This is a genomic window from Arthrobacter sp. fls2-241-R2A-200 (genome assembly GCF_030209745.1).
Classification (GTDB): Bacteria; Actinomycetota; Actinomycetes; order Actinomycetales; family Micrococcaceae; genus Arthrobacter.
In genome coordinates, this window is record NZ_JARVRJ010000001.1 from 169,565 (window position 1) to 187,653 (window position 18,089).

General features: G+C 63.0%; 21 protein-coding genes. 12 read left to right on the forward strand and 9 right to left on the reverse strand.

Annotation, left to right across the window (positions count from 1 at the left end; genetic code table 11):
* Positions 1-31: 31 nt before the first annotated feature.
* Positions 32-943 (reverse strand): MSMEG_6728 family protein, encoded by a 912-nt coding sequence (locus tag QRN42_RS00780; protein WP_284977570.1) that lies wholly within the window; start codon positions 941-943, stop codon positions 32-34.
* 82 nt (positions 944-1,025) lie between these two features.
* Between QRN42_RS00780 and QRN42_RS00785 the strand changes: the two genes are divergently transcribed.
* From QRN42_RS00785 to QRN42_RS00795, 3 genes are all read left to right on the forward strand, one after another.
* Positions 1,026-2,048: an adenosine deaminase gene (locus QRN42_RS00785; RefSeq protein WP_284974242.1), complete on the forward strand. Its 1,023-nt coding sequence runs from the start codon at positions 1,026-1,028 to the stop codon at positions 2,046-2,048.
* 131 nt (positions 2,049-2,179) lie between these two features.
* A complete protein-coding gene (locus QRN42_RS00790) occupies positions 2,180-3,076 on the forward strand; it encodes a pullulanase X25 domain-containing protein (protein WP_284977571.1) in 897 nt (298 codons plus the stop codon).
* Between the two features lie 93 nt (positions 3,077-3,169).
* Positions 3,170-3,454, forward strand: a complete 285-nt coding sequence (locus tag QRN42_RS00795) for an acylphosphatase (protein WP_284977572.1) — start codon at positions 3,170-3,172, stop codon at positions 3,452-3,454.
* A 21-nt stretch (positions 3,455-3,475) separates the two neighbouring features.
* On the opposite strand, the gene QRN42_RS00800 is transcribed toward QRN42_RS00795, so the two are convergent.
* From QRN42_RS00800 to QRN42_RS00815, 4 genes are read right to left on the reverse strand one after another with little or no spacing between them, the layout of a single operon-like run.
* Entirely contained in the window at positions 3,476-3,868 is a 393-nt protein-coding gene (locus QRN42_RS00800; RefSeq protein WP_284977573.1) for a type II toxin-antitoxin system VapC family toxin, read from the reverse strand.
* On the reverse strand, positions 3,865-4,131 hold the full coding sequence (locus QRN42_RS00805) for a type II toxin-antitoxin system Phd/YefM family antitoxin (protein ID WP_284977574.1): 267 nt from the start codon (positions 4,129-4,131) through the stop codon (positions 3,865-3,867). Before QRN42_RS00805 ends, QRN42_RS00800 begins: the two co-directional genes overlap by 4 nt.
* A 56-nt stretch (positions 4,132-4,187) precedes the next feature.
* Entirely contained in the window at positions 4,188-5,090 is a 903-nt protein-coding gene (locus tag QRN42_RS00810; protein ID WP_284977575.1) for a ribokinase, read from the reverse strand.
* A gap of 34 nt (positions 5,091-5,124) precedes the next feature.
* Positions 5,125-5,898 carry a GntR family transcriptional regulator gene (locus QRN42_RS00815; protein ID WP_284977576.1) on the reverse strand — a complete coding sequence of 258 codons (774 nt, stop codon included), beginning with the start codon at positions 5,896-5,898 and terminating at the stop codon, positions 5,125-5,127.
* Between the two features lie 135 nt (positions 5,899-6,033).
* Here QRN42_RS00815 and QRN42_RS00820 point away from each other — a divergent pair, with 135 nt between their 5' ends.
* Positions 6,034-7,473, forward strand: coding sequence for an MFS transporter (locus QRN42_RS00820; RefSeq protein ID WP_502869466.1), 1,440 nt, complete (start codon positions 6,034-6,036; stop codon positions 7,471-7,473).
* A gap of 83 nt (positions 7,474-7,556) precedes the next feature.
* Positions 7,557-8,534, forward strand: a complete 978-nt coding sequence (locus QRN42_RS00825; protein ID WP_284977577.1) for a nucleoside hydrolase — start codon at positions 7,557-7,559, stop codon at positions 8,532-8,534.
* Here the strand turns inward: QRN42_RS00825 and QRN42_RS00830 are convergent.
* Positions 8,521-9,273 (reverse strand): ArsR/SmtB family transcription factor, encoded by a 753-nt coding sequence (locus QRN42_RS00830; protein WP_284977578.1) that lies wholly within the window; start codon positions 9,271-9,273, stop codon positions 8,521-8,523. The genes QRN42_RS00825 and QRN42_RS00830 overlap by 14 nt on opposite strands.
* Before the next feature lie 87 nt (positions 9,274-9,360).
* Positions 9,361-9,861, reverse strand: coding sequence for a DinB family protein (locus QRN42_RS00835; protein WP_284977579.1), 501 nt, complete (start codon positions 9,859-9,861; stop codon positions 9,361-9,363).
* A gap of 78 nt (positions 9,862-9,939) precedes the next feature.
* Between QRN42_RS00835 and QRN42_RS00840 the strand changes: the two genes are divergently transcribed.
* On the forward strand, positions 9,940-10,593 hold the full coding sequence (locus QRN42_RS00840; protein ID WP_284977580.1) for a hypothetical protein: 654 nt from the start codon (positions 9,940-9,942) through the stop codon (positions 10,591-10,593).
* Between the two features lie 42 nt (positions 10,594-10,635).
* Here QRN42_RS00840 and QRN42_RS00845 read toward each other — a convergent pair whose 3' ends face one another.
* On the reverse strand, positions 10,636-10,971 hold the full coding sequence (locus tag QRN42_RS00845; protein WP_284977581.1) for a hypothetical protein: 336 nt from the start codon (positions 10,969-10,971) through the stop codon (positions 10,636-10,638).
* A gap of 333 nt (positions 10,972-11,304) precedes the next feature.
* Between QRN42_RS00845 and QRN42_RS00850 the strand changes: the two genes are divergently transcribed.
* The 6 genes from QRN42_RS00850 (at position 11,305) to QRN42_RS00875 (ending at position 16,797) form a co-directional block, all read left to right on the forward strand.
* Positions 11,305-12,042: a GAF and ANTAR domain-containing protein gene (locus QRN42_RS00850; RefSeq protein WP_284977582.1), complete on the forward strand. Its 738-nt coding sequence runs from the start codon at positions 11,305-11,307 to the stop codon at positions 12,040-12,042.
* Positions 12,043-12,240: 198 nt separating this feature from the next.
* A complete protein-coding gene (locus QRN42_RS00855; protein WP_284977583.1) occupies positions 12,241-13,605 on the forward strand; it encodes an MFS transporter in 1,365 nt (454 codons plus the stop codon).
* 161 nt (positions 13,606-13,766) lie between these two features.
* Positions 13,767-14,762 (forward strand): NADP-dependent oxidoreductase, encoded by a 996-nt coding sequence (locus QRN42_RS00860; protein WP_284977584.1) that lies wholly within the window; start codon positions 13,767-13,769, stop codon positions 14,760-14,762.
* Positions 14,763-14,785: 23 nt separating this feature from the next.
* Positions 14,786-15,640 (forward strand): alpha/beta fold hydrolase, encoded by an 855-nt coding sequence (locus tag QRN42_RS00865; protein WP_284977585.1) that lies wholly within the window; start codon positions 14,786-14,788, stop codon positions 15,638-15,640.
* Between the two features lie 37 nt (positions 15,641-15,677).
* Complete coding sequence (locus tag QRN42_RS00870; protein WP_284977586.1) at positions 15,678-16,277, forward strand: TetR/AcrR family transcriptional regulator; 600 nt, start codon at positions 15,678-15,680, stop codon at positions 16,275-16,277.
* 256 nt (positions 16,278-16,533) lie between these two features.
* Entirely contained in the window at positions 16,534-16,797 is a 264-nt protein-coding gene (locus QRN42_RS00875) for an SRPBCC family protein (RefSeq protein WP_284977587.1), read from the forward strand.
* A 62-nt stretch (positions 16,798-16,859) separates the two neighbouring features.
* Here the strand turns inward: QRN42_RS00875 and QRN42_RS00880 are convergent, their stop codons facing one another.
* Positions 16,860-18,047 (reverse strand): TerC/Alx family metal homeostasis membrane protein, encoded by a 1,188-nt coding sequence (locus QRN42_RS00880; protein WP_284977588.1) that lies wholly within the window; start codon positions 18,045-18,047, stop codon positions 16,860-16,862.
* Positions 18,048-18,089: the final 42 nt, after the last annotated feature.

The following is an 18,089-nucleotide window of genomic DNA, read 5'->3' on the forward strand; positions in this document are numbered from 1 at the left end:
GGCACGTGCCCGCAGGACGAGGCTTTCGGGGCTACTGCGGTGCCGGAACCGGGAAGAACACGCGCGGATCCTGCAGCAGCGCGGGGTAGTCGAAGTCGGAACGGTTGACCACGTTGGTGACCTCGAAGTTGCGGGCGAATCGTCCGTCTACCGTGATGGGACGGCCCTGAACGAGTCCGACGGCGAAGATGCGGCCGCCGTCGAACGGAACGGCGAGCTCGGACTTGCCGGGCAGCGTGTTGAACGCACGCTCCTGGGCCTGGCGCTTCCGGGTGGGCTTCTTCTCCTGCTGCTTTACAGGACGCTTCTTGGGCCCGCCTACCTGCCGGCGTGCCTTCTCCTCGGCGTACACGAATTCGTAACCGTCCTCAGCCGAAGCGGCAACAGGCTTCGCCTTGCCGTGCGGCGGCATGCTGACCGTGGTGAGCTGCTCCGGGCGGAGATCCTCCACGTTGGCGCGCAGGATCCAGAGGCTGTCTTCCTCAGGGTCCTCCGGGTGGAACTCGTGCTTGGGCTCCGGCCAAATGTACTCGAGCCTCTCTTCGGTGCCTGCGAAGAGTTCGCTGTAGTGTTTGGGATCTTTGCCGATGAGCTTGGAGCGGTGGCTGCGGTGGAGGTCCTCGTTGCCCAACCATGGCGGCATGACGATCCTGGAGGCGTAGTCAGGGTGCGCGGCCTGGGGTGCGAATTCGGCGATGTTGTCCCGCGTGTTGTCCGGGTGGCCGCGTTCCATCCATTCGTCCGCCATTGCCAATCCGTACATGGTCAACGCAGGGACGTGCCCCATCCACATGCGGACAGCGGGGTGGGACTGCCAGCCGTACTCGGGTATCACGAGCGCGCGGAGAACTTGCAGAGCTTCGACGCGCTGCTTGCCGAGCCTTGAGGTGTCGAGCGCGGCGGCGCTCTGACGGAAATCGGCAAAGGGGAGGAAGGTCTGCATCCTTTCAGTTTGACGGTGCTGCGCCTGAGAACCAAGTTGAGTGCTCCGGGACACGTCCGCGGATGGGGCCTAGAGTTGTCGGGTGGAAACTTTTGGCGAGAAAACGACGACGACGGCGCCCCCGGTTGCCGAACTGCACCTGCACATCGAAGGGACTCTCCAGCCGGAGCTGATCTTTGCCCTGGCCGAACGTAACGGCATCGACTTGCCCTATGAGGACATCGACGAGCTCCGGGAAAAATACGAATTCACGGACCTCCAGTCTTTCCTGGACCTCTACTACGCCAACATGGCAGTCCTGCGGACTGAGCAGGACTTCACCGACATGACGCGGGCCTACCTGAAGCGGGCAGCCGCCGGGGGAGTGCGCCATGCCGAAATCATGATGGACCCACAGGCCCACACCTCGCGCGGCGTGGCATTGGAAACGTGCGTCAACGGTGTGGCCAACGCCTTGGCCACATCCGAGGAAGACTTTGGTGTTTCGACCCTCCTCATCGCCGCTTTCCTGCGCGACATGTCCGAGGACTCGGCACTAGAGGTGCTGGACCAACTCCTGGCCATGCACGCACCGATCGCTGGTATCGGCCTGGACTCCGCGGAGGTGGGCAATCCGCCGTCGAAATTTGAGCGGCTTTACCGGCGGGCCGGCGAAGCGGGACTTCACCGGATCGCCCACGCTGGCGAGGAAGGGCCGGCGTCGTACATCACCGAGGCCCTGGACCGTTTGCACGTTGAAAGGATCGATCACGGCATCAGGTGCATGGAGGATACGGCCGTTGTCCAGAGGCTCGTGGCCGAGCAGGTGCCGCTGACGGTTTGCCCGCTCTCCAACGTCCGTCTCCGTGCAGTGGACAAACTCGCTGACCATCCGTTGCCCGCCATGCTTGCCGTTGGCCTGAACGTTTCGGTTAATTCGGACGATCCCGCGTATTTTGGTGGTTACGTGGACGATAACTTCAAGCAGATGGGGGAAGTCCTCGGCTTTTCCGTGCCGGAACAGGCAACGTTGGCGGCAAACTCCATCAGGTCCTCGTTCGCCAGCGATGCCCGAAAGACCCAGCTGCTCGATGAGGTGACGCGGTGGGTCCTCGCCGCTAGCTGAGAGGCGTGAACCACTTGGGCCCGTTGTGATGTCACACTCGGTCACGACACACGGTGTTTACGTTCCGTAGGCGCGGGAATTAACAAATCATTGGCAAACTGCTGTGGAGTATCCACCGTTGAAGGAGAAGCATGGGCGCGAACACCGCCGAAAACACCACCCTTCGTCTGAAGGCCGTTTTGGACATCCTCGCTGAAAGCGTGTGGGCCGGGACGACGCTGAACGCCGGGGAGGTACTGGCTGAAGCGACGGCCCGGGTCCCGTTCAATGACCACGAAGCCGAGCTGCTCAGCGGTGGCATCCCGCGGGGCCACAAGACCCTGACGTCGGCTTCGGCCAAGTTGGTCAAGGCCGGCTGGCTGGTCAAGGGCCGCTCCGGCTGGACCATTCCCGAGGACGGACTGCGTGCCACGGTCGCCTTCGCCGATCCCGCGGCTTTTGCCGCAGCGCTCGACGCCGGAACACCGGTTCCTGCCGACACCCCTGTTCCGACCGCCCCGCCGGTGAATGCCCAAGCGAAGAAGGCTGCCACCAAGCGCGCCTCGGCCAAGAAGGTTGCCGCCCCCGCTACCGCCCCTGCCGAGGCGGCAACCGACGTCGCCGAGCCCAAGGTCGCCGCGGCCAGGATCTCCGCTCCCAAGGCCGCCGCTACCAAAGCTGCTGCCGCTAAGAAGGCTCCTCGCAAGGCGAGCGCCAAGGCCGCACCGGCTTCCGCCGTCGAGACCTTGCCGCAGCCGGACGCCGTCGCCGTGGCGGGGGACTTCAACACGGTCCTGGGCGCGCCGGAGGACTGGGCGCCGCAGCATGACGAAGCCCAGATGACTTTCGATGCCACCGCGCAGGTGTGGACACTGACCGCTGACTTGCCGGCCGGGCACTACACGTACAAAATCGCGCTGAACCGCTCGTGGGACGAGAACTACGGTGCGTTCGGTGCCCGGGACGGTGCCAACCACGAACTGCACCACGACGGCGGTCCCGTCACCATCACGTACAGCCACGAGACGCGCGACATCGTGATCAGCTAGGCATCTTCGCTGCTGGCTCCCGCCCTTGTTCGCGCATGCGCCCGTTGTACGGGAGGTGTGACGGACAAGGGCGGGATTCGTTAAGGTGGCTTCATGGCAGCAGACCAGGTTCGCCTCACGGCCCGGGTTACCGGCGTGGTCCAGGGAGTGGGCTTCCGTTATGGGACGGCACGAAAAGCCCGCGAGCTCGCACTAAAGGGAACCGTCCGCAACACGACCGATGGCGCGGTGGAGTTGATCGCTGAGGGGCAAGTGGCCGAGGTAGAGAACCTTGCGGGCTGGCTTCATTCCAAGCATGCGCCGGGGCGGGTTGAGGACGTCGATTTCCGGATAGCTGAAGCCACGGGGGAGTTCGACGACTTCCGGATTGTGGGGTAGCCCGGTGGGGTAGCCGATTGGCTACGTGCCGGGGGACGTCGTCGTGATCCCGGATTCCACTGCTGCAAGGAGTAACTCCGAGTCGTAAGCGAGCATACTGTCGGCCTGGAGCCGGATGGCTGTTGCCAGATGAATGGCTTCAGCACTCCGAAGTTGTCTTGGCATGGCTGCGGCATACATAAGATCCGAGCGGGTCACGTCCACCAAATTGATTCCGGCCAGCGCCGCGTTTGCGAGGTCGAACGGGATGTGCCTGCGACGGGCCGCGCAGTGCATTTCCGTGTAGAGGAGCATGGAAGCCACGAGGTGTCCGCCCGATCCAGCTACCTCGGAAAGGTGTGCGGCGGTGGCGGACGATTCCCGCTCTTCGACCACGAGCTTCAGGAAGGCAGAGGTGTCAACGTAGAGGATCACCGATCGCCACGCAGATCGGACAGGATTTCTGCTGTGGACATTTCGCTCTTGATGCGGGGAAGAATCGCGAAATCCACCGGCGCCTCGCTGGCTGGGCGGACGCTGCCTGCTTGGAGCAAACGCTCAAAGGGTGAAGCCGACGGCGGAATAAGAGTGGCTGCTACCTCGCCGTTGTTGGTGACGTCAATAACTTCGCCGTTTTTGACACGCTCCAGGATCTTACTGCTCTGGTTGCGTAGTTCACGGTGCGGGATAGTTGTCATGTTATCGCCTCCGTAGCAATCGTAGCATTCTGGCGCCGGAAGGCCTCCCCGTTTCTTTAGCCGAGCTCCGCTGCGGGGTGAGTCGCTTCGATGTAGTGCGTCAGCGGCTTCAAGGCCGGCTGGGATGACGCATCACGAACGGCGTCCGCACCCACCGCATTGGCGACGGCCAGGGCGTGCCCGTACTCCAGCCCGGACTGGAGTGCCAGGACCAATGCAGCGCAGAAAGCATCTCCGGCTCCGATGGTATTGGCAATGTCTGTGACCTTCACCGCTGGAGCTTCGGCAACCCGTTCGCCGTCGACGAAGATCGCTGAGCCGTCGCCACCGTAGGTCACCGCGACCAGGGGAGCCTGTTTGAGGGCGGGGATCAGCTCATATTCCGTCTCGTTCACGATCACCAGGTCGCACCGTTCCAAGAGCCCTGGTATGAGCGGTGCTGCCGGGGCGGCGTTCAACGCGAAGAACCCTGTGCACTTGCGGGCGGCTTGGAGCACTACCTCCTGATCAACCTCCAGCTGGCAGAGGACGGCTTCATCGTCACTGAAAGAGACACCTTCCAAGCGCACGGAAGAATTGGCGCCGGGGCAGACGACGATCTGGTTCTCCCCGTCGCTGTCCACCAGGACCAAGGCGGTGCCGGTAGCTGCGTCCACCAGGGACACGTCGCTGGTGTCGACGCCGGCGCTCGCCATCGCCGCAACGAGGCTCCGCCCGGCGTCGTCCTGGCCCACCGCCCCCACCATCCGGGAACTGCCGCTGAGCCGCGCAGCCGCCACGGCTTGGTTGGCACCCTTGCCGCCGGGTTGTTGCCGGAGGACGGCCCCGCCGACGGTTTCTCCCGGCGAGGGGAGGCGGCTGGCGGTGGCCGTGATGTCAAGGTTGATGCTGCCCACGATGGTCAGCGCGCAGGGCGAAATGGGCGCAGAAGGGTCAAGGGACTCTAGGGGCGTGCTCATGGAAGATCCTTTTCGGGAGGAATGCGGCAGGGGATCAGGAGGACTGTATGACGGAGAGGTGGCCCGCCCGGGCAGCGACCAAGCATTTGGCCAGGTAGAACGGGGCATTGTTTCGCCGGACATACTGGGTGAGGACCAGGACAGGATCTGAGGGGCGGAGCGCCAGCAACTTTGCACGGCTGGGCCCGGCTGTGCTCAGGCTGATCTCGCACTCGCCGGGGCCTAGGTTCACCCCAGCGAGACCGCTCAGCACTTCCAGCAGTGTGGAAGCCGAGAGGGTGGGAGCTTCGGCCGCCTCGGACAGCGCCGCCGCTTCAGGGATTGCTTGCGACACGTTTTCCTGGAGGTGGGCTACCGGTTCGCCGTTGCGGATGAGGACGCTTTCCCAGAACCAGACGTCGACGCCGGGCTCAACTCCGATGCCGGGCGCCACGAATTCCGAGGCTGGCTGCTTGATGGCAGCGACACGTTTGACCTGGATGTCCTGGTGCGGGCCGCCGAGCAGTTGATCGAAGGGGCGGATGTGCTCTATCCCGATGCGGGGCAAGGAATCGGCCACGAACCGGCCCACTCCCCGCCGTGCCCGGGTAAGGCCGTCTTCCTCAAGCAACATCAGGGCTTCCCGGATCACGGTGCGGCTGACGTCCATCATGGTGCCCAGTTCGGTCTCCGTAGGGAGCAGCGAGCCCGGTGGCAGGACCTTTGTCCGGATGGCCTCGGCGATGCGGGAGTAAGCCGCGACGCGCAGGGGCTGACCGGGGGTGGTGGCGATGGGCCGGGACAAGAAGCGGACGGCGTTGTCGGTCAAGGGTGCCTCACAAGTATTTGGGTTACCGACACTGTACCGGATGCATGTGACAGGTTGCACAAGCACGTAATACATGCTTGTATAACAACTCACATCTTGTGGCGCCCACCGCGCCCTCGGACAAAGGAGTTTGATGTGAACATCCCCAACACCGCCACAGCGCCGCCCACTGGCGATCAATACCTGGGCGGCGGGAACCCGGGCCCGGTCAAGGTCGAGGGTCGACGTGCTGCCTTGCTCATCAGCACCTTGGTGCTCGCCGTCCTGGCATTCCAACTCAACGCGAGCATGATCACCCCGGCGTTGCCCCGTATCGGTTCCTTCTTCGGGGAAACGCCCGAGGCCGTGGCGCAGGTGCAGTCCATGTTCTTCCTCGCCGGCGCCATTGCGGGGCCAGTCATTGGAAGGTGGAGCGACTTCATCGGCCGCCGCACCGCACTCCTGTTGGTGCTGGGCATCATGGCCGCCGGAACCGTGCTCTGCATCTTCGCACCAAGCCTTCCGCTCCTTGTCGCAGGCCGCTTCATGCAGGGCGTCTCCAGCGCCATCTTCGCCCTCTCCTACATCATCCTTAACGAGTACCTGCCGGCCCGCCTCTTCGGGACATCCATCGGAATCATCGCAGCGATCAACGGCGGCATCGGCGGCGTGGATGGCTACTTCGGCGGCCTCATGGCTGAAACCCTCGGCTTCCAGTCCATCTTTGTCGCGATCCTTGCCCTGGCCGCGATCGCCGTCGTCTGCGTCATCAAAGTCGTCCCCGGCGGTAAGTCCGCCGTGGCACCCGGCCGGATGGACTGGTGGGGCGCAGGGTCCCTGTCGGTGTTCCTGGTTTTCATCACCTACTTCGTATCCACAGGATCTTCGGCCGGGTGGACCTCCCCGGCGGCCCTTGGCCTGCTCGCAGGAGGTGTCGTATCCTTCGCCGGCTTCTGGCTGATCGAAAAGAAGCGCTCAACACCGCTCGTTGCAGTCCATCACCTGCGCTCGCGCCAAGTGTGGCCGGTCATCGCCACCACCGTGCTGACTCTCGCCGGAATTTTCGCCATCATCAACTTCACCGTGGTGCTGCTCAGCCAAGATAAGGCAAACGGCTTCGGCCTCTCCGCGTCCGTTGCCGCGCTTCTGTTCCTCACCCCGGCAGCGCTGATTGGCGTCTTTGCCGCACCCCTCGCGGGGTGGATTGCCGACCGTCGCGGTTGGATCAAGACTGTTCGCGTGGGCACGGCAACCAGCCTTGCCTGCGCCATCGTTGCAGCGGTCTTTGCCCACAACGAAGTGGCCGTCCTCATCGCCATCGCGGCGCTGGGAGTCTTTTATAACGGCCTCTTCCTCACAGCCATCAACGGTCTGTCCGTTTTGCTGTCGCCAAAGGAAGCTCCCGCCGCTTTGCCGAGCATCAACGGCGCATCGTTCGGTATCGGGGCGAGCCTCGGCGTCGTAGTGGTGGCACCGTTCGCAGGCCTGGGTACCTCGGCCGGGTACTCGACGGCACTCTGGATCTCGGTGGCCATCACCGCCCTGGCTTTCGTCGTCAGCTTGTTCATCGCAGCACCACAGGGTGAAAAGATCTAACGTTCGACGCCGCCGAAGCACCGCTTCCGTACCCACATCACCGCCTGCCTCACCACATCCGCTCCACCCGAAACGAGAGACCCATGACCCAGCCCGCTCCCTTCTACCTTGACTGCGACACCGGCATCGACGACGCCCTGGCCCTGGCCTATCTCTTGGCTTCACCACGAGCAGACCTGGTGGGCATCGGCACCGTCAGCGGCAACGTGTCAGCCGCTGGTGGCGCCCGGAATACCTTGGATTTGCTGAGCCTCGCCGGCCACCCGGACGTTCCGGTGGCAATCGGCGCCCACGATCCCCAGGCGGGTACATTCCACGGCGGTGCACCGCACGTCCACGGCGAGAATGGAATCGGCGGGGTGGATCTTCCCGCCTCCGACCGGGAACCCATCGAGGCATCCGCGGCCGAGCTGTTGGTCCAACTGGCTCACCAGTACGCGGGGGAGTTGCAGGTGGTGGCAATCGGCCCGCTGACCAACATCGCCCAGGCCCTGCGTTTGGAACCCAAGCTGCCCCAACTGGTTGCTGGGATCACCATCATGGGCGGCGCCGCATTGGCACCGGGCAACATCACTCCAGTGGCCGAGGCCAACATTGCCAACGACCCGGAAGCCGCCGCAGATGTTTTCACGGCGGATTGGACGGTCACCATGGTGCCCTTGGACGTCACCATGACCAACGTCCTGGAAGAGCATCACAGGCAGGAGCTCCTCGCTGCCGACCACCCCGTCCCGCGGGCACTGGGTGAAATGCTGGGTTACTACTTCGGCTTCTATGTGGACATCTTCGGGAGGGCTTGCTCGGCGATGCATGATCCGCTCGCCGCAGCCATCGCCGTCGAGGGTGTGGACCTAGCGCTCGCGCCCACCGTTCGTGTTCAAGTGGACACCACGGATGGGCCGGGACGTGGCCAAACGGTATGTGACCTTCGCGGACAGTATGCAGGGTTCCCTGCCCAGCGCGGCGCCCGATGCCGTGTGGTGCTGGCCATCGGCGAGGACTTCGCTCCGCACCTTTTGGGAACCCTGCAGGCGGCGTGGCTAGCCGCTACGCGTACATAAGCGAACCCGGCGTCGTGAGCGTTTCGCCTGTCTCGAGCCAGGTTTTCAAGCCGGAGAGGATCATAGGCCAACCGCCGTAGAGCTGCTCGTTGGCGCCTTCGCGGAGTTGATCGTGCGTGACGGTGAGATGGCACGAATCTCCCACCGGCTCGATCTCCCAGGTGATCCGGGAGGTTCCCTCGGCCTTCACGTCCTCGCCCCACAGCGCTCGCATGGTCTGGACGAGTCTCCGCGGTGGGTCCACTTCGATGTTCTCGCCCTCGCCCAGGGGCGCCTCGGCTTTGCCGTTGTGCATCTCGAAGTGGCCACCCGGGGTCCAGTCGGCGGTGAGGGTGTTCCCGAACTGGTACTTGCTGCGGATCTCACTGGTAGTGATGGCCTCCCACAGCAACTCCGGAGTGGTCTTGATGTAGATCTCGAAAATTCTTTCCATGGGACTTTCCAATCTGGATTTGAGGTCGCTGAGGGCAGCGGCCCATGGTTCTGCATATTTGCTCACCCAGCGATCGTGGATGAGGCGGATGGGGACCGGGTTCAGGAAATGCAGCTTTTCACGCCCCCGACGGCGCGTGACCACCAGTCCGGCGTCTTCGAGCAGTTTGAGGTGCTTGGCGATGCCGAACCGGGTCATCTCGAACCGGGCTCCGAGGGCCGAGGCGGATTGTCCGTCTTCGCGGAACAGCTCATCAAGCAGTTCACGGCGGGTTGGGTCGGCCAAGGCCTTGAACACGGTGTCCATGGCTTCAGGATAGGTGACTATTTGGTCACGTGTCAACGGATTTTAGTCTGGGTGCGTGCCTGGGTTTCTCTGCGTTGCCTCAGGCTTTTAGGCACGCGTGGACAGGATTTGTTCCCGCAAAATATCCGCATGCCCGCAATGCTGGGCCAACTCGCGGAGCATGTGCAGGTACACCCAGCGCAGGGGTAGCGGTCCGCGGCGATTGCCCATCACCAAGTCGTCCAGTCCCAGCGGTGCCGTGGCCAAGCGGGACGCCTCGCACGCCTGGCGGTGCGCTTGCCGGATGCCGGCAATGGTGTCGCCGTCGTCAAGGATGAACGACTCGTCAGGGCTTGCGGGGATGCCGATCTCGGCACGGGTCCTGCAACTGATGGCTTCGTCGAACCAGACCTTTTCGACGAAAATGGCATGCTTCACCAAGCCGAGCAACGTGGTGCGCGACGGAACCAGGGATCGCCGAGCCTCCTCTTCCGTCAGCCCATCCAGGGACGCGTTGAGCATCTGGCGGTGGTCGTCCAAGAAGGTGTCCATTTGCGTGCGGACATCCTGATTGAAGGAATCGGGGGTCATTGCCTTGTGCTGGTCCATAGGGGACATGCTAATGACCCAATACCACTCCGGTCAGCCCTGTTGAGCACCTGTCCGCGCCGGTGGGAGGATGAACTTGTGCATGACTTCTTCGACTTCCTTGGGCGTTTTTGGTGGCTGGTCTTTCCTATCGGCGGCATGGCCGGCGGGTGGGCGCGGTCATGGTCACGGGCTACCGAAGAGCGGCACCGCCGCAAAGTGGAGTTGTACAAGCTCAAAAACCAGCTCGCTGTGCATGAGGAAGCCAACCAAGCCGAGGTCGTTGCCCTGATGGCGGCGCACGATGCCGTGAACCGCAAGTGGCTGGATTACGAGCTCGACGTCGGAAACCTCATCGACTTCCCGCTGATGACGGACGTCCGGGAACCCCTCACCGTCGCCTTCCTTCGCGCCAAAAAAGAGGCAGACGGGTTGCGGCCGGCCGCCGCGGAAGAAATCACGACGCCGGCAAGGCTGGCCGAGTACCGGGCCGCAGTCCACGGATTTGAAGTGGCCTTCGATGTTGCCGAGCGCGAGGCCAGGCGCATCAAGGACGGGAAGTTCACCGGGCCAGAGCGGCAACGTCTGGCCACGGCCCGGAAACTCCTGCGCATTGCCGAGGATTCAGCGGCAACACCGGCCGAGCGGCAAACTGCCTATAAGCGCGCCCGCAAGGAGATTGACGGCCTTATCGTCCTGCCGGAGGCCACTGTGGCGGCGCTGGAAGGCAAGATTGCGGGGATGTTGGCCTGATTCCTCGTGAGCGCGCTGAGCCTGTGCTTGGCGCCTTGGTGCTTAGCCTCGGCCCATGCTCGTGGACGGGTCTCCGCCGCCTTCCGAGGGATCGGCCCGCAGATTGTCGGGATCACCACTTGGCAGGCCAGCCGGACCGGCCACGTCGCCCGAGGCTACGTCGCCCGAGGCGACCGGGACGTCGTCGTCGGTCGACTCATCCTGGTGGGTTCCGCCGTCGTTGGCTTCTGCTTGGCCTTGGGGTTTGTGGTGCTCCGTGTGGGGAGTGTCCTTGGGTGAGAGGTCCTCGTCCATGGCGTTGGAACCCTCGCTAATGGAGGAGTGGACCTGGATGTCGTCGTCTTTCTCGCCGGGATCGGGCACCTCGGCGTCGTTCACGGGTTTGGACGTTCCGGCCAGATCTTCATCGCATTTTCTGCAGCGTTCCGGATGCTGTCTTCTAAGCCCATCAGGTGACTCCTTTCGCCAAACGGTCCGGCGGTCGGATCCGCTTCACATTCATAAGCCTACTTAGTTGTTGCCGGATGTGACACCCCGCAGCACCAGGCGGTGACCCGGGAGTTCAACTCCGTGCGCGTCAAGCAGTGGGCTGAACTTTGTACCGTTGATCGTTGGGCGATAAGGTATTGCCAGACCGTTTTGCAGAGGGCGGCAATATTCGCTCCTTTGGTGTCTGCTGGGGACGCATTTCAGTCAGTAGGAACGTGTCAAATGGTTAACCCCCGTCCCGAGCAGGAAGCAATCCAGAACGGATACTTCCTGGACCTCGTCTTGGGCAGTGAAGATGTCGAGGCTTTCCTCAGCGACCTCGCCGCTTTCTCCGCAGAGAGCCTGTCCGAACCTTCGGCTCCGGTCTTCTGCGGCATCACAGTGTTGCGCCGCAAGAAATCGGCCACCGCGGCCAGCAGTGACGAGCGCGCCCGCGTGATGGACGAGCTGCAAAGCACCTTCGAAGGCCCCTGCCTCACGGCTATGGACAAGCTGTCCGCCGTCCTGGTTCCTGATCTCCAGAATGAACTTCGCTGGCCCGACTACGTCCAGGCAGCCGCAGAGCAAGGGCTACGCTCGATCCTCAGCGTGCCTCTCCTTGTGGAGGAAGAGACCCGCGCCGCGCTTAATCTCTACTCCGAGCGACCCAATGCTTTTGACCAGAGCGACGTGGAACGCGCCGAAGTCTTTGCCTCCCATGCCGCCAAATCGCTCCGGCTTGCCCTGAAAATCGCGCAGCTCAGCGACGCGCGCAATGACCTGGCGGCGGCAATGCAGTCCCGCACGGTAATTGACTTGGCTATCGGCGCGATCATGGCCCAAAACCACTGCAGCCAGGACGAGGCCTTCACCATCTTGCGGACGGCATCCAGCAACCGCAACATCAAACTGCGCCACCTGGCCCATTCGATCATCGCGGCAGTCTCCTCGGGCAAAGTCAGCACCCACTTCGAGGAGTAGGGCCTCCTTTTTCGGGCCCATAATCACGTATCCGACATATTGGATATCCGCTGTGGATTTTTGCTGGATCATCGATTCACGCATGCCCAGCGTCCGCGGGATGACGCGGCGGCGGTGCAGTGCCTTGAGCGACGATCCAGCAAAATCTTGCTAGCCCCTGTTTCTTAGCCCGAGGCAACCATGTACCAGACTGAGAACGTGACGAACAACAAATCCCGCCCCGGCCTCGCAATCGCGGCGCTGAGCCTGGGGACGGCACTGAACCCCCTCAACTCGTCCATGATCGCGGTGGCTTTGGTTGTCCTGCGGGAGCATTTCTCGCTCGACGTCGCCACGGTCACCTGGGTGATCACCTCGTTCTACCTCGCCTCGGCTGCGGGCCAGCCACTTATGGGCCGGCTCGCGGACAGATTCGGCCCCCGCCGACTGTTCATCTTCGGCATGGCACTGGTGGCCGTGACGTGTGCGATCGCGCCGTTCCTGCCCAACTTCGCACTGGTCTGCGTTGCCCGCGCCCTCATGGCGGTGGGGACCGCGACGGCGTACCCATCCGCCGTCGTGATGGTCACCGAACTGAGCCGCCTGGCCAGCTTGCCGCCTACCCGTCCGCTGGGCCGGATTCAGATGGCGACCACGTCCGCCGCGGCTGTCGGGCCGGTGGTGGGTGGCCTTTTGGTGAGCCTAGTGGGATGGCAGGCCCTGTTCGCGATCAACGTGCCGCTGGCGCTGATCGCTCTGTTTGCGGTGCGCCAGACCGCGCCCGCCGACTCGGGCCGTGAGAGCGGCAGGATCGGGCAGTTGGTGCGCGACTCGGACGTCCCTGGCATACTCGCGTTCATCGCGTCCTTGATGCTTGCGATGATGGCCCTGCTCAACGTTGCGCCGGGCTATCGCTGGTACCTGTTGGGCGCAGCCGTTGTGATCGCTGCGCTCTTCGCCGGGCGTGAGCTTCGCTTCAAGCCGCCATTCCTGGACCTGCGCTTGCTCGGGGGAAACCGCCCGCTCCTGTTGGTCTACTTGCTGTTCGTGGTGTTTAGCGGCGTTTACTACTTTGCTTTCTTCGGCCTTCCGCAGTTGCTTCAGGAAGCAGGCCATTACGACGCCGGCGTGGTCGGCCTGCTCATGCTTCCCCTTGCTGCGTTATCGGTGGTGGTGACCCCGGTGACCGTGCGGAAGATCGAGAAGCACGGCGTACGTCCCGTATTGATCGCCGGAGTGGTGGTGCTTGCGGTTGCCTCTGGAGCTCTGGGTATTTTGACGGTCTCGCTCTGGGTGCCCGTGGTGTTCCTGTTGACCGCGCTGATGGGGGTCCCATACGGCATGGTGAGCACGGCCTCGAACCAAGGCTTGTACGTTTCAGCGCGGCCCGAGGAAAGGGGAGTGGCCGCTGGGATCTTCCAGACATGCCGCTACCTCGGCGCGATCACGGCGACCGTACTGATCGGCGTTTTCTACGGCCCCGGGGTCAACCAGGCGAATTGGGGATTGATGGTGTTGGTGATGCTAGGACTGAGCGCGCTGGTGCTGGTGCTGGCCCTGATGTGGCGGAAGCCCGCTGTTTAGTGGGCTGATCCTGCGTTGCGGGGCCTGGTCTGCAGGGAATTGTGGGGTTTGGGCGTGTAGAGCGGGCCCCACAACGCATGGGCGAGCAGTGGCGTCCTTGACGAAATAACTGAGTGGACTCATAATTGAGTCAACTCAGTTATTTCAATCCAGGAGAGCCCATGAGAGCGTTCGCTATCACCAAGTACAAGGAACCGTTGCGGGAGGTGGACGTCCCCGAGCCCGCCGTGGGTGATCATGACGTGCTTGTGCAGGTCCACGCTGCGGGACTGAACCTGTTGGACGAGAAGATCCGGTTGGGGGAGTTCAAGCAAATCCTCCCGTACCGGATGCCGCTGATCTTGGGCAACGACCTGGCCGGTGTGGTGCTCAGCGTCGGTTCCAAGGTGACACTGTTCCAGCCCGGTGACGAGGTGTTCGCCCGGCCTGATAAGGGCAGGATCGGGACCTTCGCTGAGCGGATCGCGGTGGCGGAGGCGGATCTGGCAATCAAGCCCGCATCCATCAGCATGGAAGAAGCAGGTGCCCTTCCGCTGGTTGCTTTGACGGCCTGGCAGGCATTGGTGGAACGGGGCCACGTGGGTCCGGGATCCAAGGTGCTCATCCACGCCGGCGCTGGGGGAGTGGGATCTATTGCGATCCAGTTGGCCAAGTCTCTCGGGGCCACGGTAGCCACCACGGTCAGCGCCGCAAACGGGGACTTCGTACGTGACCTGGGTGCCGACGTCGTGATTGATTACCGCGCGGAGGACTTCAGCGAGAGCCTGCGCGACTTCGATCTTGTGCTCGACAGCCTCGGTGGCGAGAACCTGGAACGTTCCCTGAAGGTGCTGAAGCCGGGCGGGAAAGCGATCGGTATCTCGGGGCCGCCGGACGCCGGATTTGCCCGTGAGCTGGGCGCGAACCCTGTACTGCGCGGAGTGATGTCGGTGCTGAGTTCCGGCATTCGGCGCAAAGCGCGCGCCCTGGGGGTTACGTACGAGTTCCTTTTCATGCGTGCAGACGGCGGCCAGCTGCGCCAGATTGCCGCGCTACTCGACGCCGGCCACATCAAGCCCGTTGTAGGCCGCGTGGCGTCATTCGATGAGACGCCAGAATTGCTCACCGCCCTGGAAAAGGGTGGCGTCCGCGGCAAAACCGTCGTCACCCACAACTGACACCGAACCTCAGGAAGAACATTATGAACACTGCATACAAGGACGCACCCACCAACACCATCACCTCCGGGGGCGTCACCTACGCCTACCGCGAGTTGGGACCGAAGGGCGGGGTGCCCGTGATATTCCTGGTCCACTTGGCTGGGAACATGGACAACTGGGACACGCGCGTCATCGACCCCATCGCCCGGAAGCACCACGTCATCACCTTCAGCAACAGGGGAGTGGGCTCGTCCACGGGAACCGTCCCGAAGTCCATTGAAAGCATGGCCGACGATGCCGTGGCCTTCATCAACGCACTTGGTTACGAGAAGGTGGATATCTTCGGGTTCTCCATGGGGGCGATGATCGCCCAAGCGTTGGTACTGAAGCATCCCACGCTGGTCCGGAAGCTGATCCTCGCCGGTACAGGCCCTGCCGGTGGGAAGGGCATCAGCAAGGTGGTTGCCACCACGTATTACGACATCCTCCGTGGCGCGTTGACCAGGCAGGATCCCAAGGAGTTCCTTTTCTTCAACCGCAATGCCACCGGCAAACCGGCCGCGAAGGCGTTCATCGAGCGGCTCAAGGAGCGTACCGACTACCGGGAAGCGCCGGTCACCATCAAGGCCCTCCAGACGCAGCTCACGGCCATCAGGAACTGGGGGCGCTCGCAGCCGAAAAATCTCGCCGCCATCACGCAGCCAACCTTGATCGCCAACGGTGACAACGACCGCATGGTCCCCTCTATGCTTTCCAACACCATGCACCACCAGATCCCGGGCAGCGAGTTGGTCATCTACCCGGATTCCGGGCACGGAGGGATCTTCCAGTTCCACGAGAGGTTCGTTCCCGTCGCGCTTGAATTCCTGAGCCGCCGAGTAGCGGGCACTGAGTAGCCGCCCGCTGGTTGCGGGCCGCTGATACGGTAGCTAGATGCAGCCAGCGCCCCAGACCCTTGGCCGACGTGAACGGAACAAGCAGGAAAAGCTCCAGCGGATAACAGCCGCTGCCCGGGAACTCTTCACCCAGCACGGCGTGGACGAGGTGACCACCCAGCAGGTGGCGGAAAAGGCCGACGTCGCGTCCGGCACCTTGTTCCTGTACGCAAAAACAAAGGCCGAGCTGCTTCTCTTGGTACATAACGCCAAATACGCCGAAGCCCTCGACGCCGGCATTGCAGCTGCGGCCAAGGAGAAGACCCCGATCGACGCCGTGATGGCCATCATCCGACCCATCATTGAATGCAACCGGGTGCAGATCGAGAACGGCCGGACGTACCTGAAGGAAATTGTCTTCGGTGATCCGGCTGAGCCGCACCACGCAGAAGCGATCGCCCTGACCCAACAGACGGAAGCCGCCGTCGTCGATGTCCTGAAGCGGGACCCGAAATTGGCGGAACGCGATCCCGCGAAGCTCGCCGCCATCATGTCCGCGGTGATGTTCATCAGCATGACATCGGCCGCCAACCTGGCCCTCACGGACGCCGAAGTTGGCGACGAAATACGCGGCCAGATCAGCGTGCTTCTTGGCTAGCGAAATGTAGCATCTGAAGGAGACGGTGGAGCGCCGTGACCTTCCGAGAAAGCAGAATTTCGATGACAACCAGTCCCGAGGGAACCGCCACCACTGTCAGCAAGACGTTCAGCCGGAGTACCCAGATGGCCACCACCATCGATGCTGCCCCCACGACGGTATGGCGCCTACTTACCACGGCATCGGAGTATCCGCAGTGGAACTCCACGGTCGTGTCCCTGAAGGGCGAGATCACTCCGGCTCCAGCATCCAGCTGGTGTCCACACTTGATCCCAGCCGCACGTTCAAGCTCAAGATCAAGGAGTTCGAGCCTCCGCATCGGCTTGTGTGGGGCGACGCACTCGGCGCCCGCGTCTACACCCTCACCGAAACCAATGGCGGGCAGACCATGTTCGACATGACTGAGCGCATCGCCGGCCCCGTCTTCCCCCTATTCGCCAACAAGATCCCATCCTTCGACGCCAGCTTTGAACAGTTCGCCGCCGACCTCAAAGCAGCCGCCGAAGCGGTCACCGAATAAGGGGCACGACGGCGGCGGTCACCTCGTGCGTCACGGATGCCACCCGCCTGGCGTGCTGAAGGTTAGCGGTTCAGGAATGCCTCATGCTGCCGGTGTGCCTCGGCCACCTGCTCGCGGATCTTTTCCACGTCCTTGGCTTTGTTCCGGTACTTGAGCGGCATCTGCACGATCTGCGCTTCCTCCGCGGTGAGCGCGCGGTAAATGCGCTCGCGCTCGTTGGCGTCGGCGGTGTAGTCGAGATCGAGGTAGTCGACGGCGTGGCGACGCGCGTTGTTGATGGCGGTCTGGGCCTTCCCCGCGGGGCTGAGCAGCGAGAGGATCACCGTGATCACCAGCGCGCCGATGATCACTGCCAGCGAGAGGCCGGTGGTGATCTCGACGACGTGAACCGGGTCGCCGTCGTTGATGAACGGCAGGTTGTTCTCGTGCAGGGCGTGCAGCACGAGCTTGACGCCGATGAACGCGAGGATGGCAGCCAGGCCGTAGGAGAGGTAGATGAGCCGGTCCAGCAAGCCGTCGATCAGGAAGAAGAGCTGGCGCAGGCCCATCAAGGAGAAGGCCGTGGCAGTGAACACGACGAACACGTTCTGCGTGAGACCGAAGATGGCGGGGATGGAGTCGAGCGCGAACAGGATGTCCGTGCCGCCGATTGCCACCATCACCAGCAGCATGGGGGTGAGCGCACGCTTGCCGTTGAGGGTGGTGAAGAGTTTGTCGCCGTCGTACTTATCTGTGGTGTGGAAGAACTTCCTCGCCACCCGGATGATGAAGTTATCCGCCTGGTTGTCTTCATGGTCATCGGGCTTGAGGAGGTTGCCGGCGGTGATGAGCAGGATCAGTCCGAAGAGGTAGAACACCCAAGCGAACGAGTTGATCAGCGCGGCGCCGAGGAAAATGAAACCGGTCCGGGCGAGCAGCGAGAAGACGATGCCGACCAGCAGGACTTTCTGCTGGTCTTCGCGAGGGACCCGGAAGCTGGACATGATGATGAGGAAGACGAACAGGTTGTCCACCGAGAGGGCCTTCTCGGTGATGTACCCGGCGAAATACTCCGAGCCCATCTGCGCCCCGCCGAAAACCAGGACCCCGATGCCGAACAGCACGGCGATGCCTACGTAGATGTAGGACCAGAGGGTCGCTTCCTTCAGGGTGGGAACGTGTGCCTTCCGGACGTGGAAGAAGTAGTCGAACGCGAGCAACGCCACGATGACGACGATGGTGACGCCCCAAGCAAGGGGAGAGACGGTCATGTGATCCTGCTTTCGTGAGGCGCGGCGTGGTGCCTACCGAGG

What these genes read in the sequence shown, in the direction of transcription:
- QRN42_RS00780 (WP_284977570.1), bottom strand. Translation starts at nt 943, where the DNA reads ATGCAGACCTTCCTCCCCTTTGCCGATTTCCGTCAGAGCGCCGCCGCG.
- QRN42_RS00810 (WP_284977575.1), bottom strand. Translation starts at nt 5,090, where the DNA reads ATGAGCACGCCCCTAGAGTCCCTTGACCCTTCTGCGCCCATTTCGCCC.
- QRN42_RS00870 (WP_284977586.1), top strand. Translation starts at nt 15,678, where the DNA reads ATGCAGCCAGCGCCCCAGACCCTTGGCCGACGTGAACGGAACAAGCAG.
- QRN42_RS00880 (WP_284977588.1), bottom strand. Translation starts at nt 18,047, where the DNA reads ATGACCGTCTCTCCCCTTGCTTGGGGCGTCACCATCGTCGTCATCGTG.
- QRN42_RS00805 (WP_284977574.1), bottom strand. Translation starts at nt 4,131, where the DNA reads ATGACAACTATCCCGCACCGTGAACTACGCAACCAGAGCAGTAAGATC.
- QRN42_RS00830 (WP_284977578.1), bottom strand. Translation starts at nt 9,273, where the DNA reads ATGGACACCGTGTTCAAGGCCTTGGCCGACCCAACCCGCCGTGAACTG.
- QRN42_RS00795 (WP_284977572.1), top strand. Translation starts at nt 3,170, where the DNA reads ATGGCAGCAGACCAGGTTCGCCTCACGGCCCGGGTTACCGGCGTGGTC.
- QRN42_RS00835 (WP_284977579.1), bottom strand. Translation starts at nt 9,861, where the DNA reads ATGGACCAGCACAAGGCAATGACCCCCGATTCCTTCAATCAGGATGTC.
- QRN42_RS00850 (WP_284977582.1), top strand. Translation starts at nt 11,305, where the DNA reads ATGGTTAACCCCCGTCCCGAGCAGGAAGCAATCCAGAACGGATACTTC.
- QRN42_RS00860 (WP_284977584.1), top strand. Translation starts at nt 13,767, where the DNA reads ATGAGAGCGTTCGCTATCACCAAGTACAAGGAACCGTTGCGGGAGGTG.
- QRN42_RS00825 (WP_284977577.1), top strand. Translation starts at nt 7,557, where the DNA reads ATGACCCAGCCCGCTCCCTTCTACCTTGACTGCGACACCGGCATCGAC.
- QRN42_RS00865 (WP_284977585.1), top strand. Translation starts at nt 14,786, where the DNA reads ATGAACACTGCATACAAGGACGCACCCACCAACACCATCACCTCCGGG.
- QRN42_RS00790 (WP_284977571.1), top strand. Translation starts at nt 2,180, where the DNA reads ATGGGCGCGAACACCGCCGAAAACACCACCCTTCGTCTGAAGGCCGTT.